Source organism: Pinibacter aurantiacus (assembly GCF_019130065.1).
GTDB lineage: Bacteria > Bacteroidota > Bacteroidia > Chitinophagales > Chitinophagaceae > Pinibacter > Pinibacter aurantiacus.
Window position 1 is genome coordinate 306,947 of record NZ_JAHSPG010000013.1, and the last position, 15,357, is coordinate 322,303.

10 protein-coding genes are annotated in these 15,357 nt (G+C 40.6%); 2 read left to right on the forward strand and 8 right to left on the reverse strand.

Annotated features, from left to right (window positions below):
- The first annotated feature begins 18 nt into the window (after positions 1-18).
- The gene (locus KTO63_RS17075; RefSeq protein WP_217792599.1) at positions 19-984 is read left to right on the forward strand and encodes a DKNYY domain-containing protein; all 966 of its coding nucleotides are present in this window, start codon (positions 19-21) and stop codon (positions 982-984) included.
- Positions 985-1,144: 160 nt separating this feature from the next.
- On the opposite strand, the gene KTO63_RS17080 is transcribed toward KTO63_RS17075, so the two are convergent.
- The gene (locus tag KTO63_RS17080) at positions 1,145-1,687 is read right to left on the reverse strand and encodes a hypothetical protein (protein WP_217792600.1); all 543 of its coding nucleotides are present in this window, start codon (positions 1,685-1,687) and stop codon (positions 1,145-1,147) included.
- A 150-nt stretch (positions 1,688-1,837) separates the two neighbouring features.
- On the opposite strand from KTO63_RS17080, the gene KTO63_RS17085 reads away from it, so the two are divergent.
- Complete coding sequence (locus tag KTO63_RS17085) at positions 1,838-2,728, forward strand: winged helix-turn-helix domain-containing protein (RefSeq protein WP_217792601.1); 891 nt, start codon at positions 1,838-1,840, stop codon at positions 2,726-2,728.
- A 137-nt stretch (positions 2,729-2,865) separates the two neighbouring features.
- Here the strand turns inward: KTO63_RS17085 and KTO63_RS17090 are convergent, their stop codons facing one another.
- The 7 genes from KTO63_RS17090 to KTO63_RS17120 form a co-directional block, all read right to left on the reverse strand.
- On the reverse strand, positions 2,866-3,042 hold the full coding sequence (locus KTO63_RS17090) for a hypothetical protein (RefSeq protein ID WP_217792602.1): 177 nt from the start codon (positions 3,040-3,042) through the stop codon (positions 2,866-2,868).
- Positions 3,015-5,465, reverse strand: coding sequence for an alkaline phosphatase family protein (locus tag KTO63_RS17095; protein WP_217792603.1), 2,451 nt, complete (start codon positions 5,463-5,465; stop codon positions 3,015-3,017). The genes KTO63_RS17090 and KTO63_RS17095 overlap by 28 nt, the downstream gene beginning before the upstream one ends.
- Before the next feature lie 994 nt (positions 5,466-6,459).
- On the reverse strand, positions 6,460-7,725 hold the full coding sequence (locus tag KTO63_RS17100) for a TlpA family protein disulfide reductase (protein ID WP_217792604.1): 1,266 nt from the start codon (positions 7,723-7,725) through the stop codon (positions 6,460-6,462).
- Between the two features lie 29 nt (positions 7,726-7,754).
- Positions 7,755-8,876: a TlpA disulfide reductase family protein gene (locus KTO63_RS17105; protein WP_217792605.1), complete on the reverse strand. Its 1,122-nt coding sequence runs from the start codon at positions 8,874-8,876 to the stop codon at positions 7,755-7,757.
- 67 nt (positions 8,877-8,943) lie between these two features.
- Positions 8,944-10,338, reverse strand: coding sequence for a RagB/SusD family nutrient uptake outer membrane protein (locus KTO63_RS17110; protein WP_217792606.1), 1,395 nt, complete (start codon positions 10,336-10,338; stop codon positions 8,944-8,946).
- 3 nt (positions 10,339-10,341) lie between these two features.
- Positions 10,342-13,872, reverse strand: a complete 3,531-nt coding sequence (locus tag KTO63_RS17115) for a SusC/RagA family TonB-linked outer membrane protein (protein WP_217792607.1) — start codon at positions 13,870-13,872, stop codon at positions 10,342-10,344.
- 119 nt (positions 13,873-13,991) lie between these two features.
- Positions 13,992-15,236, reverse strand: coding sequence for a FecR family protein (locus KTO63_RS17120; protein ID WP_217792608.1), 1,245 nt, complete (start codon positions 15,234-15,236; stop codon positions 13,992-13,994).
- Between the last annotated feature and the right edge of the window lie 121 nt (positions 15,237-15,357).

Here is a 15,357-nt window from a genome sequence, read left to right on the forward strand (position 1 = left end):
TATAACAGATATCCGACAATGACATTAAGACAAATAATAATTATCGTTTTGACAATTTCAATTTTAACAAGTTGCAGGCGTGGTTACAAAGTTGAGGGTGACAGCGTTTATTATGAATATTGGAATGAGGGAAGTGGACAAAACAAGCGATTAATTGAACAGGCAGACGCAAAGACTTTTCAAAAGTTAACTTTTGATTGCAATTGCAACTTTGAATTCGGAAAAGACAAAGACCATTTGTTTATGAATGGAGAGCTTATTGAAAGCATTGACCCAAATACTTTTAAGTTTATTGGAAACTATATTTTCCGTGACAAAGACTCAGCTTATTTTTTTGGGTTTTACAATAACCTGAACGATTGTGTAATTAAAGGAGTTAATCCAGACAAAATAGAATTGATTAAATATCCCTGGGCAAAAGCAGGAAATTTACTAATTAATGGAAAAGACACAGTCTATCTTGATGACATCAATGATTTTGTCTCTCTTGACGATAATTGGGGTAAGACAGAAAAACACATAATAAATAACAACGAGATTTTATACGGAGCCGATGTAGCAACTTTTAAAGTCACAAGTTCTTTTCAAGGGAAAGATAAAAATTTCAGTTACGAATTTGGGGCAATTAATGAAAATGATTTTAAAAAAACAGCTCTTAACACTTTTGATTTTGACAACAAAGATATCTGCAAAACCGAACCTATCGTGTTTGTCGATATTTACGACAGTTTAGTTTCGTATATAGAAGATAAACACAAAACAATTAAGACTGTAGAAAAGCTGGAACAAAGAGGCTTCACGATAAATAATATCAGATATTCAGATTGGGCAGGAGAATCCAAAATTATCAGCGTTTCGCTGGCAAATAATGAATGTAATTGTATTGTAGAAAAACTTTACCGTTACGATTATTCAAAGCCTTCTGAAACAAAAAACATATTTAAAGTAACTGAAAGAATACGCTTTGAACCAAAAGAAAAATAGAATAATAACAACTGGAATCAACAGCGCTGATAATCAATAAATTGTCAGCGCTGTTTTTAATTTAATTTCCCTGCACTTCTTAATCATCGATAACCATCAAATTAGTCATCAACATTTTACAGTTGAGTAGTTGCATGCCACGTTAATCACTATCCTACACTCAGCAGCCACCTTTTTGAGGGGCACGTTTATAAATCATCTTACCATCTCGTTCTACATAGTCGCCCGATACTATTGGATATGAATACTTGGGAGCGTGCGATACATTGCGGCTTCTTATAATTATCTTGTCGTCAACTTTCAGGCTTTGCAATTGCTGAAATTCCTTAGACGTTTCCAATCCAAAACTAAGAATATAATCGTCTCCATTAATCCTGACCATCATTCCGAAACCTAATCGTGAGCCTGGCGGAAGAGAAAGAGAGGTTACAACAGCCTCCATGTTGCTAGAGTCGGTAATATACTTCCCTATTTTAGCAGCACTGGCAAGTACTTTTTCACCTTCGGGAGACACTTTCCATTTTGTGTATGCTATACCGCCGGGGCTAGCCTCCCATTGTTTCACTGCGGCTTCCTTTTCAGCAGCCGTGAGTGGCTTTGGGGTTAATTTTGCAGAAGTTTGATTTTTGATTTCGTGATTGGCAAATACAAGTCCGCTTACCACAACCAGCAATAAGATCAGCGCATAAATAACTTTTTTCATATTTTTTGTAGTTTTAATTAACATAGATGTGTCTTTTGTTAAATCAGATCCGTTTAAACTTGCTGCAACAAAAATACGTTGATGGTATTCAGACAGAAGAACCTGGATTGTAAATAATGGTTTAAACTTTGTAAATAATATCTTTACATTATGCTTGTTAGAAGAAATTTCCCGCCCATAAAGCATAAGTACGTTGGCGGATTATTAATACTATTGTTTATCTCGATAATCTGTGTGGCTTTCAGCATGACGGGCAGTGATAACTTTGACTTTGCCAGAAGGGAAATTTTGCTTCGCCGAATAGGACATGAAATACTCCTTCAGTCGGGCGACAGTACATCACGAGTACTTCCGGTAAAAAAAATCGCCGGAAATGAATACCAGATCAGTTTTGAGAATGCGTTTACTTTTCAACCCGAATCCCTGGTGAAAACTACTCAGCGTTTGTTGGCCCAAGACCCGCTCGCAAGTGATTACGTTGTTAATGTACTGAACTGTGCCAATTCCACTGTAACCTATGGATATGCTATATCAAAAAATAAGAAAGATGAAATTGTAGCCTGCATAGGAAGAAGGCAACCCATAGCGTGTTACATAATTGATATTAAATTCAAACCGGCGGGAATAATTACAGCAAGGAATCTATATCTTTTAGGCAGCCTGATAGTTTTGGCATTTGTTGGATTTATTTTTTTAAGACCGGCTAAGTCGCAGAAGGCCTTACCTGAAAGTGAGGATACTGGTATATTCACTTTAGGGTCAATGTCGTTCGATGCGGATACTCGTAAACTCATGAGAAATGGACAGATGATAGACCTGACGAAAACTGAAACCCGTGTGCTCAGCATTTTCGCGTTGTCTCCTAACGAAGCCATAGAGCGAAGCCGGCTACAAAAAGAGATATGGGAAGATGAAGGTGTTATAGTAGGCCGCAGTCTGGATATGTTCATTTCAAAGCTTAGAAAAAAACTGGAACTTGATCCGAACGTCAAGCTTGTTGTTATACGCGGCAAAGGGTATAAGCTTGAAATTAACTCTTAAGAAAATCTTCCCGCTTCGAACAGATGCTATTACAAGTCGCCAGGAGTAAGTCTACCCTAATCACCTCTACGATGATTCAATTTCCCTGCACCAGCATTGTCGGCATACTTTAAACTAATCTTGAAGTTCGCATGCCCCTAATCGTCATCGTCTTTATAATTTGAATCTATTTTTAAACCGAGCGCTTTCAATCCTTTTTGATGATTGCCGAAGTATTCTTTTGGAAAAGGTTTATCGCCATATATTGTGGACCATACATATTCACTAAAAACAAGGGCATCCTTATCTATGAGATCGGGTTTTGAAAAGTCCATCCTTTGCGTAATATGAGCAAGCCTTGCGGTGGTTTGCTTTGGAACGCTGTTTTTGCAGGATTCATTTCGTTAATGGGAATGGATGATGCGATCGAGTTGTAGCCTGTGAAATCAGGCGTTTGCTGAAAACATTCAGTCATCAACGGAGCAGTAGCAACCAACTGGTTCATGGGTTGTACACCGAATATCTGGCAAATTGTATGCAGTACAGATGATTGATTATAAAACTTACTGACAATGGCATTGCGCTTAACATAAGGCCCTGCAATCATACAAATGGAACGATGCCCATCCACATGATCGACACCAGTTTGAGGATCATCTTCATTGATAAAAATCGCCATGTCTTTCCAAAAGGGGCTTTTAGAAAGTGCATCTACTACTTTGCCCGTTGCCAAATCGTTATCGGCAACATAAGCGCGGGGTGTTGGGTTCATTGGGTCGTACCCACTGGTGTGGTCGTTTGGCAGGTAAATCACAATAAATTCAGGAAGGCTGCCTGCAGTTTCATATTCCTTTAATGCTTTAATAAATACATCAGCTCTTACCTGATCGGTAATGTCCATGTTCCAGCCCGGATAACGCAAGTCGCTATATTTTTCCAATCCCTTCATCGAATACGAACATTTGTAAACGGGAGAAGAATCGGTTTTGTTTTTCCATGAATTATAAATATCTGTCCATGTAACGCCCTTGGGAATTTCAGCCAGATCTGTTTCTCCAAAATTCCTGAATGAAATGCCCTTGCGCACAAGGTGATCCCAAATAAAGCCACAACCGGCATAACACAAAGGGTCCGAACCAAAATCATAAGAACAATGCCCATTGGAAAAATCCTTTTCATGATAAGGTGTAGTAATACCTTGTATGGCCCACTGGTGGCCATCGCTGGAGTTTACGCCATTGCAATAGTAGTTATCAAGCAGTACAAATTGGTTGGCAAGCTGGTGTGCATTCGGTGTATATTTTTTTCCAAACTCTACCAATGTGGAATCACAATTGCCCCTGCCAATGTCGCCAAAAACCTGGTCGAATTTTTTATTCTCTTTAATAACATACACCACATGTTTTATAGAAGAAAGTTCTCCGGGATTTTTGGGAACAGGTATAGGAGCAACATTAGAATTGGCTGAAGCTTGTGCTCGCAGCATGTCTATAAAATGAAAACCTTTTTTTGCTTCAGAGGAATAGTTTGCTAATTCGGATGCATTGCCAGGAAGTTTTACTTTTTGAATTTGTCCTTTAATGGCTGTTACATTACCTATAAACAAGTTATTATCAGCGATGCATATTGCGCCGGGGAAACCAGCTGCGGCAATAAAACCATAAGGACCTTTGCCGGGGCGCTGGGCATCAATGAGAGCAATGGAATTATTGCCCGCGTTGGCTGTCATTAATGTCTTTCCGTCGCCACTCAATGCCAGGGCCGTCGTAAGGCTGCCATAGGGAAGCGACCGATCGGGTTTGGTATTAATTGTGCGAATTATCTTGAAAGTTGTTGCATCTATCACGCTAATACCGTCTCCACTATCGTCAGTAACATAAAGCAATTTACCATCCGGAGATAAAATCATTGATTCCGGATGAATATTGGTACCAATTTCAGCAATCTTTTTTCTTGACTTTATATCAATTACGGTTACTGAACCACGCATTGCTACCGATCTTTCGTCCACTGCAACATCTGTTCCCGCGGACTTCTCTGTTCTATCTCCCTTTCGCGGATGAGGGCCTCCAAAATTACTAACAAAGGCAGTTTCTTTATTTTTACTAATAACAATCGCATAAGGGCAAACTCCTACCGGAATATTGGTTACTACTTTTCCTTTTACGATGTCTACTACCGCAACCTGGTTAGCAACTGCACAGGCCACCAGCGCGATGTTGTTACTGCATAACCCAATGCCAAGCGGATTTGTGTTTTTGTTATTAATGGAAAGGTCTATTTTTTTGACAAGTGTAAAGGTTCCCGAACTGCTAACATTGCCAACATATAAATTCCTATTCAGTCCGGTAAAATAAATAGTAGAATCATTTGCATCAACAACAAGGCCGTTCATTGAACCAGCTTCTTTATCAAGGTAGTTAAAAGACTGAAGTAGCTTGAAATTTTTGGCATCAATAACAGAAATGTTTCTGTTGGTTTTTGCTATAAGCAAAGTTTTATTCAAGGCCAATGATAAGTTTAATACTCTTGAATTTTCTATTAAGGTTAGGCTTTCTCCGGCGGGGTTTAATGTTTGCCCGTTGGGTAAAGTAACTGCACTTTGTAAAGCGTGCACCCAGGAAGAATCTGCCGGTTTCTTAATATCTTTTCTTGGTTCGGGAATGTTTGTATTGGTAATTTGTGCATTCAGTCCCTGAACTGCAAAGAAGACACTAAGTATTAAACTTGTCAAAAGGAGATGCAGGCCTTTTTTCATTGTTTATAGATTGAAATGTTGATTCGTTTGGGTTGCTATATATAATCAAACCTAATATTTATTTTCATCATTCATTTAAGCAATCGTTTGCTTTAGTTTATTCCACATTCCAAAACTTAAATTTTGTGCGAAGCTAGCAGGTAAATTTTCTTATCGATAATAACTTTTTGTTATCTGCCCTCTTCATTTTCAATGCCTGTTTTCAGGCGCTTGGGTCGATTAACAAATCACCATTGGGTTATTTACATCAAAAAGCCAGGCTAAAAAACCTGGCTAAAAAAACACCGCATGAGAAGAGCTTGAGGGGTAGCCTTAAAAAATCTTTTGCCTCTTTTAAAGTTTTCAAATTGTACAATTGATTTACATTCTATCTCGATGGTTTTTCAATTGCCTAATAGTACAACTGTGTGTTTCTAAAAAAATTACGTTCTCTTCATTCTATTCTTTTAAATCAAATTCATTCTCCTTTCGCTTTTTTATTTTGATTAAATTTCTAATCCCCGAAAAAAAATTTGTTTGACCTCCCAGTATCTTAATAATAATCTTGTCGATGTATGCCAGCACCAACGCCAACAATAACAACCATACAATTTGGTGACAGTTTACCTGCATTGTGAAATATTATTAATCTTCGATGGAATTAAAATGACTTTAGAAGAAGTGATCGGGCTCTTGCTTAATTTTCGATAGAGGGAGACTAAAATTGAATCCTTACATTCTAATGGTCGAAGTAGCATTCCGGAAAACCGGAGGCCGATGCTACTTCGAAAACCCATTAAAAAAGTTAATAAAAACTCATGTTTAACTAAAAAGCAATCTTCTAATATCAAAGATGATATATTAAAGCAACTCTTTTTTATTTACTGTACAAACCGCTAAATAAAGCTTGCAAATCCATTGACTATTGATCTAAATCCCTTTCAAATCATTGTGAAAAATACTGACATCGTTCCATCCGAACGCACTTGGTACATCTTACTCCGTAACCCTATCCCTATTTGTCAATACTGTCTATTATTGCAGACAATTCACTCACCATCTCGGCGCTGTTTCCATCAAAACCATTTTTCCTGAAACGGATATGCCCCTTCTTATCAATTATTATTTTATAAGGAATGCCCCCTTCCAGCTTATAATGGCTGTATGCTTTGTACATATTCATTTCTCCTGTGGGCTCATCCATAAGCATTATAAATGGATACTTATGTTTTGACAAGAAGTTGCGTACGTTCTGATAAGCGTCGCCTTTTTCCATTGTTGCTATGTATAGAAACACAATATCGTTGCGGCCCTCGTATTTTTTCATCACTGTCTGCATACCTGGAAAAGAAGCTACGCAAGGGCCGCACCACGTTGCCCAGAAATCAAGAACAATGATCTTTCCTTTCAAATCTCCCGCTCCTATTTCAACAGAATTTCCATTAATATCTTTAAGCGTTAGTGCCGATACGGTTTCGTCGATCAACATGTCATTGACCTCCGATGCAGTCAATACACGAACCGGAGCGTTGTTCCCTGCTGTAAGCGGCTTTGGATCATGTGGAGCGGGCGACTCTTTCTGTTTTAAATATTGAACATATTGACCATTAGGAAACCTCGCTTTCAGCAATTGATCCAGGGAATCTGCTTGTTGCTTGCTACCAAAGTAAGACAGGTACAATTGCGCCATCATCAGATCTTCTTCTTTATCTGAACGCATTTGCGAAAGCTTTTGCACGAGCAACACTTTATCTTCTTTCGAAGGTGAATTTGCCAGCATATTGAAATAGTTGTTCCTGAGTTGCGATTCATGGTCCGGGTAATACTGCAACTCTTGCTTCATATAAGTCAATGCCAACGCCTGGTCCTTCTTTATCCGTTCATCACCATAAGGAATTCCTGAAACCATGTTTGACATTTGCGCATAAGCAAAAGGCAACGGTTTGCTTTTTCTATACAATGGCAGCAAATATCCTTTGCCTTTGTTATTGTCTTTTTGACCATCCGGTGATTCGAAGGAAACACTCACTACCACAGTACTATCCGGCACCTTGCACGACAGCTCCCAGCCTGCCGCGTTGCTATTTAGTGACAGTTCCACTCTTTGCAGCACTTTTGATTTGCCGATAGAATAAATAATGGCTTTGATGCTATCCTGTCTTTCCAATGTTGTACCTGTGGGATCATACTTTAGCTCAAGGTTTCTCCTGTTACTGTACTGCAGGTTTTGACCCACTGCGTGATAATGTTGTGCACGCAGTACATTCGAAATCAAAATCATTGTCAAAAATAGAATCACATTTCTCATGTCTACTGCATTAATTGTTTCACTTTATTTTCAATATCATCGCCTGTAAGGTTCGATGCCACTATATTTCCATGCTGATCAATGATCACATTGGCGGGAATGCTGCTGATGTTGTACGCCCTCGCTACCGCACCACCCAGTGCTTTCAGGTCTGAAACATTTGTCCAATTCATGTTTTCTATTTGCGAAGCCTTCGACCAGTTGTTCTTATTATCATCAAGCGAAAAGGACATGATCGCAAGACCATTGCCATGATAATTTGTGTAAAGTTTTTTGAGCAACGGAATCTCCTTTCTGCATGGTATGCACCACGACGCCCAAAACTGTACAAGCGTATACTTGTTGGTTTCAACCACATTACGCAATGCAATGCTATCACCGGCAATGGTAGCCGCTTTGAAGTTGATGTATTGCTGACCCGTCATGTAATCTTTTCTGTGCTTTACCATTTCATCCTGCTGCCGCTTCAGTTCTCTTGCTGCAGTAATCAAATGACTCTTTTCTCCTAATTGCACAGCCGCTTTGTCAACTACCTGTATTGCCTTTTCTGCATCGGGCTGAAGAGAAAGCATGATGGCCGCCATCACCTGCGTACGCGGATCCTTGCTGTTGTTCATCTTACCCAAAAGATAACCGGACATAACAGCATCTTTTTCTACAAACAATTGAATGGCATCCCACTCTTTGTCTGTTCCTTTCAGCGAACCAATGTTGCCGCCACTGGTCAATGAGCGAAAAGTGGCGTCTGCTTTTTTGAAGGCCGGCAATTTCTGATAACCCAAAATTTCCTGGTTGTATTTTCCACCGTCAATTTCGGTATGCTTATCTTCCATCATTTTGAAAGTAACCTTTGCAGGTTCAAGGACAACATTGTAGGTCGATCTCATTTTGCCTTCATGAATGGCAATGCTTACCAGGCTTATTTCATCTACCGGACAAACAATATGAAAACTGCCGTTTCTCACCGTATCGCTACCAAGCACAAAAGTGGCTCCGTAAGGGTCGCGTAGCAATTCAACTTTGATATTATTTTTTCCGGGCAAACTTCCCGTAAGGTCAAATGACTTTTGCGATGAAGCAACAAGTGCAAATAATAAACAACAGCATAAAGAAATAAATTTCATACAATAAAAAATTGGAACGGCAGTACGGGACTGCCGTTAATGAATAAAATGTGTGTTAAGAAAATTGTCAGCGTGGATTCTGCGTTATCTCAGGATTTAGAGTGATGTATTTTCTGGCAATAGGCAATACCGTTCTGGCACTATTAGGAGCAAGTGAATATGTTTGGCCATTCAGTATATGCGTCACTGTTATGTTATCATTATCAAATGCATTGTAGCGACGAATATCGAACCATCTGGCACCACGGAAAGCCAGCTCGCGTCTCCTTTCTTCTTTTACTTTTTTCAGCGCGTCACCGGGGTCCGTTGCTGACAGCACATAATCAAAACCTGTTTTGAATCGCTTTTGACGAATAGCATTTACATCTGCCATTGCTTCTGTGGTTTTGCCGTTTCTTGCATAGCACTCTGCCCGTATAAGCAATGCTTCAGGAACCGACATTCCCTTCACCGGTGTTCTGCCCGACCATTCGCTGCTAATGTAACCGAAACCCAATCCAAATAACGCATCATTGAAATACAGAGTAGGTACGCGAAGATCATGTTGTATATCGTACAAATGTATCAAAGTGGAATCAGCATAAAACAATGAAGCACTTGAATTGGTGGTTTTGTACAAAGACTCTTCGCTGTTCTGCAAACCCATCGGAAACTGCAACATGCCGGGAATGAGCGTGCTGGCCGGTAAAGTATTGTAGTCAATCAGTTTTTTATACAACTGCAAAGACGCATCAGCATTTTGGAACGCTTCATTTATTTTGTTCATGAACAAATACGTTCTTGCCAGCAAAACATACGCTGCAGATTTTACCGGGCGAAAATTTAGATTCGTCTGTGGCGCGGTGTCAGGCAATCCTGTTATGGCATCATTGATATCCTTAATAATAAGATCGTACACATCCTGCACACTGGCTCTTTGCAACGATTCTTCAAAATCAATTCCAAGTCGCAATGGCACACCCGGATCACTTGAAGCAGTAGTAGCGTTGTACGGTTTAGCATAAAGGTTTACAAGTGCCAAAAACGCGAAAGCCCTGTGCACTTTGGCTTCGGAGAGCAATTGTTTCTTTTCTGTCTCGGTACCTTCTTTAGAATCCATTACCTGATTAATCACCAGGTTGGAAACATAAATCTGGTTGTAAAGGGCATCCCAGTCGGGATCCGATTCAAAATCCTGGTAAATATGTTCGGCAAACGACAACACATTTTGACTGGCTGCGTCATAGAAATTTACGGAGAAAGGTGTAACCATGATGTCATCACTCATGAGCACATCATTGCCAAAGCTATTCACAAAGCCGTTGGATTTACCATTCGCACTGGTTTGATCCAGCAAGAGACGATAGTCATTTGTCTTCTCAGGAATGATCTTTCCTTTGGGAACAATATCAAGGTACTTGTGGCAGCTACCTAAGAAAGTAGTGGTGACTGTTAAAAATAATATGGTGAGAATGCGATTCATAAATTAAAAGTTTGCTCTGATGATGAATGAATATTCCGGACGCGGAGGCAACGCAATATTGTTCAGATCCAGTGTGAGATACTCGGGATCGAGCCCTGCCTTGTTAAACTTATAACTGGCAAGATTGCGTATTTGAACACCCAACGTAAGTTTAGACGAAGGGTATTTTTTCATCCATGCAGAAGGGAACGTATAGTTCAGCAACAATTCTCTGAAACGAATGATAGAAGCAGATTCTACATTCACATCTGCATACTGGGCGTACTTGTCGTAGATGTTTAATCCTGATATGCTGGTTGGTGCTGCGGGTGTATTGGTCAGCTTCTCATCACCCGGTTTTTTCCAGCGTTTGTCCCAATCGTTCATTACCTGGAAAGCATTGTCGGATACCGTTTGATATTTGATTACCGGCACCAAAAATTTGTAACCGAATTTGAAAGTAAAATTGGTCACCAGTGAAAACCCTTTGTAAGAGAATTCGTTGATAAAAGCGCCGTAGTGCGTTGGCACCATAGAACCTTGATACAACAAGGCTGCCGGATCATTTACATCTGTTTTGTAATCAACCACATTTCCTTTTTCATTATACACCTGCGGCGCTCCTGTTGAAGACAGCCCTGCCCATTTGTAGCTATACAAATAATGCAGTGGCAATCCCTCCTGCGCAACACTTGCGAGATAAGCACCCACTGACTTCTGAGGCAGATCAACTTTCGTTACTTTATTTTTATTGTAACTGTAATTCAATGTGGCGTTCCAATTGAATGCACCTTTGATGATGGCACCGGTAAGTCGTATATCTGTTCCTGAATTGCGAAGCGATGCGTAGTTGATATAAGCGCTGTTGAAACCGTATGTACCATTAACGGTGCTATTGCCCAACAGATCTGTACTATAGCGATTGTAATATTCAAGCGAACCTCTCAACCTGTCGTTCAGAATAGAGAAGTCGATACCGATATTGGTAACCGCTGTTTTTTCCCAACGCAGTAAAGGGTTGCTCGGATTAGATACATAAGCGTACGGCAGATTGGTTTGCCTGTCTGTTGCTACATTGGCAATCAAATAAGGGCTAGTGGAACGATCCACGTTTCCATTGATGCCGTAAGTAGCACGAAGAATAAGGCTTCTGAAGAAATCACTTTTAAAGAAAGGCTCTTTGTGAATTTGCCAACTAATGCCCGATGACCACAACCAAACATTGCGATAGCGATCACTTGAGCCAAAGAGATTTGTCTTATCCAATCTGCCACTTCCATTAAGTGTATATCTGTCCTTAAACGTATAGCCAACATTACCGTAGTAAGAAACAAAGCGATTTAAGATGTCCTGGAAAACAGTTTCATCTGGAATGAGTTGTTGACTGCCAATGATGTTCGTGTAATAGTGCGTGTAATCTACCGGTGTATACTGCAGACTTTGTTCATTATAACCGTACTTTGTCTGGCTTGAAAATTTATTGCCCACCTCTCTTATTTCCAACCCGGCAATACCTGACAGATAGTGTTCTCCGTTTTTGCTAAGCGCACCATCATAACGAAGCTGTCCTCTCAAAGTATGCGAGTAAAAACGATTGGCACTTTCTTTATAAATGCTTCCTTTTGGTATACCTGAAGTAACTACGTTGTTTTTAATGGAACTGGAAAAATTTACCGCGTTCCTTGTGTAATACGTTTCCTGGTTGAACAGGTTATTAACGCCCGTGGTTCCCGATTCATATTGATAACTTACATTGGCGTCGAGGCCCTTGAAAATATTATAATTGAGCCTTGTGTTTGCAACCACGTACGAATTCTTTGTTACATAGTTATTGTTCCTGTACTCCCGCAGCATATTGTAATCCCAGTTGTACGGAAGACCGGCTTTTACCAAAGAATCTTTATCAGCCTGGTAAAATGTTTGCGGTTGCGGAACATAGTTGCCATTCGCATCTTCAATCGTTTGATAAGGCAACAGCTTTTTAATATCACTCAGCAACATGCCGTTGTTCTTCACATTGTTTACCACATAGTTCAAACCCATTTCAAGGTTCAATTTTGGAACGATGCGCATTGTTTCAAACAGATCAGCAACGTAACGTTCAGATGAATTTTGATTAAACGATTCGTTCACTTTATCATAACTGAAAGACACGCGCTGTGAGGTTTGCGCACCTTTACCGGCAATATTGATCGCATACTGTTGTCTTGTTGCAGGGCGCATGAACAGCGAACTGAATTCATCAAACGAATGAATGTTCTGCAACGAATCCACCAATGCATCGGCTGTTGCAGGATGATTCATATATGCATCGATAACCGGAGAAATAGCAGGACGCGGTTTACCAACAAAATTTACGAGATGATTATCTACCCTGTATTTCTCGAAGTCAATAAAAGATTTTGTAGAAGCAAATGGCAGCACAGAAAGGCTTGGTTTCTGTGTTATGGACAATGTGCTGGTGAAACTAACATCCAGAGATTTTACGCTGGAGGCGCCTCTTTTTGTTTGAATAACAATTACACCATTGGATGCGCGCACGCCCCAGATGGAAGCAGCAGAAGCATCTTTAAGTACGGTGATGGATTCTATGTCATTGGGGTTAATAGATTCAATGGGTCTTTCAATTGGAAAGCCATCTACCACAATCAATGGATTTTTATCTGCTGTAGAAGAAATGGTACTTTCTCCACGGATGGTAATATCGCCGTTTGGTGCAATCAGAAGTCCCGGCACCTGCCCTTCCATATAAGTGGAGATATCATAGTTGCTGCGCTTTTCAAGCGTAGACTGATTAATGATGCCAAAAGAACCTGCTGCTCTTTCTTTGGGGAGGCGTTGATAACCGGTTGAAACAATAACTGTTTCCTGGAGCTTTGTTGATTTCGGAACGAGCTTAACGGCAATGTAACGCGAATCCAATGGGATCTGTGCGGTGGTTGTGGCAAACCCTACATAAGAGATCACCAATAAGTCCCCCGGTGCTGCCCGCAAGGTAAAAAGGCCATCCTGATCAGTTGAATAATTCGCTCTTTTGTCACCATTAACAATAATATTTGCTCCCGCTAAAGGCAACCCTTTATCATCTGTAACACGCCCGCCAATGGTAGTGTCTCTCGCCACGTGAGCAGTAACGGCAGCAGGTGTGGTTTTTCTGAAAATGAAAATTGTTTTCTTCGTAATCGAAAAATCAAATGACTGACCTTTTAGTATCGCCGGTAAAAACTGTGATAGTGGCATGTTTACCGCATTGATGGTAACCGGCTTTGTGCTCTCGAGATCTTCAGCATTAATGAACACTACATATCCTGTTTGCTTTTCAATGGCTTTGAACACTTCTTTTACAGGCATGTTGCTGGCAGATAGCGAGATGGACTGCGACAGCGATTTTGCCGAGACGTGCAAACAGGTAATGAGCATTAAAATTGCAGTGATCCTCATGATTCGAGCCATTGGTTGATTGAACAAAACACCAGGCGAACCAAACCCTGAAGAAACAATCTTTCGAAAATCCTTCACGGCAGGGCAAACCCGTGCATAAGCAGTTTTTTGCATAAATTGCATTAGTTTGGTTAATTAAGAATTGAATACAAAGCGTTTTTTCTTGACCAACTTTTCGCCGGAAGAGCCTCGACTCTCTTCCGGTTTCTTTTGGTTAAAAACCCGTGCTATTATTATGGTGTAACAATTAGCCTGTGTCCTTCAAGCCTGAAATGAAGACCCGTTTTTGCCATCCCTTCCAATGTTTCCTGTAGTGTAAGATCCTTGCTCAGCTTGCCATAGAAAGCGATGTTGTGAACCGCTCCCTCATATGCCACTTCAATACCGTACCATCTTTCCAGCTGCCTCATCACCGCCTGCAAACGCATGTCCTGGAAATTGAAATACCCCTCTTTCCATGCTACTACTGCTTCTGTATCTATATTTTTCTGCAGCAGTAATTCTTCTCCTTTTGACTGGGCCTGTTGTCCCGGCTGTAATCTTTGTGAACGGCTTCCAACACTCACCATTACAGCACCGATTAACAAGGTAGTGGCAATTTCAGATTCATCATCATAAGCATTGATGTTGAAACTGGTGCCCAAAACTTTCACGTCTGTTTCTTTTGCCTTTACGTAGAAAGGGCGAGCCGCATCGGCTGCTATTTCAAAATAGGCTTCTCCCGTTATGGACACCCTTCTTTCCTGCGTTGCAAATTGTGTGGGGAACGTAATAGAGCTGGCCGCATTCAACCAAACTTTACTGCCATCAGGTAACACCAGTTTGTACTGGCCGCCTTTGGGAGTGCTTAAAGTGTTCATTGCTGATGTAGCGCCAGAGCCCTTTACATGATATTGTACAGTTCCTGCCGCCGACTTTGAAATGGCCACATTTTGTTGTTGCGCAATGGTGCCAATGTTTGCGCTATCCAATACGATGGTGCTTCCATCTGAAAGCGTTAACGTAGCACGATTACCACCCGGTGGTATCTCATTGTTGACAGCTATGGTTTTAACCGTTTTGGTAGAAGCATGGTCCCGCTGAAGGAAAATCCACAACGCACCGACACCTGCAATAATCAAGAGCATCACGGCAACCCTTACAACATTTGAGCGCATGTAAGCCAGTACAGGCCTTCGATTGCGAGATTTTGCCTGCATCGGTACAACTTTCGCTTCGCCTGTCGACAGTGCTCTTTCTATACCTGTTGCCTGTTGAATCTTCGCATATAATTCTTCTCTTAATCCGCTCAAATAACGCGGAGAGCGCCGGGCTATCTCTTTCGTAAAATCATCTTCTTCGATTTGCTGTGCAAAAGCTTCATTGGCACTGTTTTCTTTTAACCATTTTTGCAACACCACTTCTTCATCAGATGTAATTGTACCTGAAAGGCGTTTGTATAATAAAGAGGCAATGTATGATGCGTCGTCGTGGTTCATATAAGCCGTTATATAAAAAGAACGAGCGAGTTAAAAAATCTACTACCAGAAAAAATAAAAATATTCAATGAGGCCAAATCAGGTGCATGAGGAAGGTCGAAATGCATTCGTTTTCACAAAA

Coding starts and splice junctions, on each gene's coding strand:
- KTO63_RS17075 (WP_217792599.1), top strand. CDS start 19: ATGACATTAAGACAAATAATAATTATCGTTTTGACAATTTCAATTTTA.
- KTO63_RS17080 (WP_217792600.1), bottom strand. CDS start 1,687: ATGAAAAAAGTTATTTATGCGCTGATCTTATTGCTGGTTGTGGTAAGC.
- KTO63_RS17085 (WP_217792601.1), top strand. CDS start 1,838: ATGCTTGTTAGAAGAAATTTCCCGCCCATAAAGCATAAGTACGTTGGC.
- KTO63_RS17090 (WP_217792602.1), bottom strand. CDS start 3,042: ATGGACTTTTCAAAACCCGATCTCATAGATAAGGATGCCCTTGTTTTT.
- KTO63_RS17095 (WP_217792603.1), bottom strand. CDS start 5,465: ATGAAAAAAGGCCTGCATCTCCTTTTGACAAGTTTAATACTTAGTGTC.
- KTO63_RS17100 (WP_217792604.1), bottom strand. CDS start 7,725: ATGATTTTGATTTCGAATGTACTGCGTGCACAACATTATCACGCAGTG.
- KTO63_RS17105 (WP_217792605.1), bottom strand. CDS start 8,876: ATGAAATTTATTTCTTTATGCTGTTGTTTATTATTTGCACTTGTTGCT.
- KTO63_RS17110 (WP_217792606.1), bottom strand. CDS start 10,338: ATGAATCGCATTCTCACCATATTATTTTTAACAGTCACCACTACTTTC.
- KTO63_RS17115 (WP_217792607.1), bottom strand. CDS start 13,872: ATGCAAAAAACTGCTTATGCACGGGTTTGCCCTGCCGTGAAGGATTTT.
- KTO63_RS17120 (WP_217792608.1), bottom strand. CDS start 15,236: ATGAACCACGACGACGCATCATACATTGCCTCTTTATTATACAAACGC.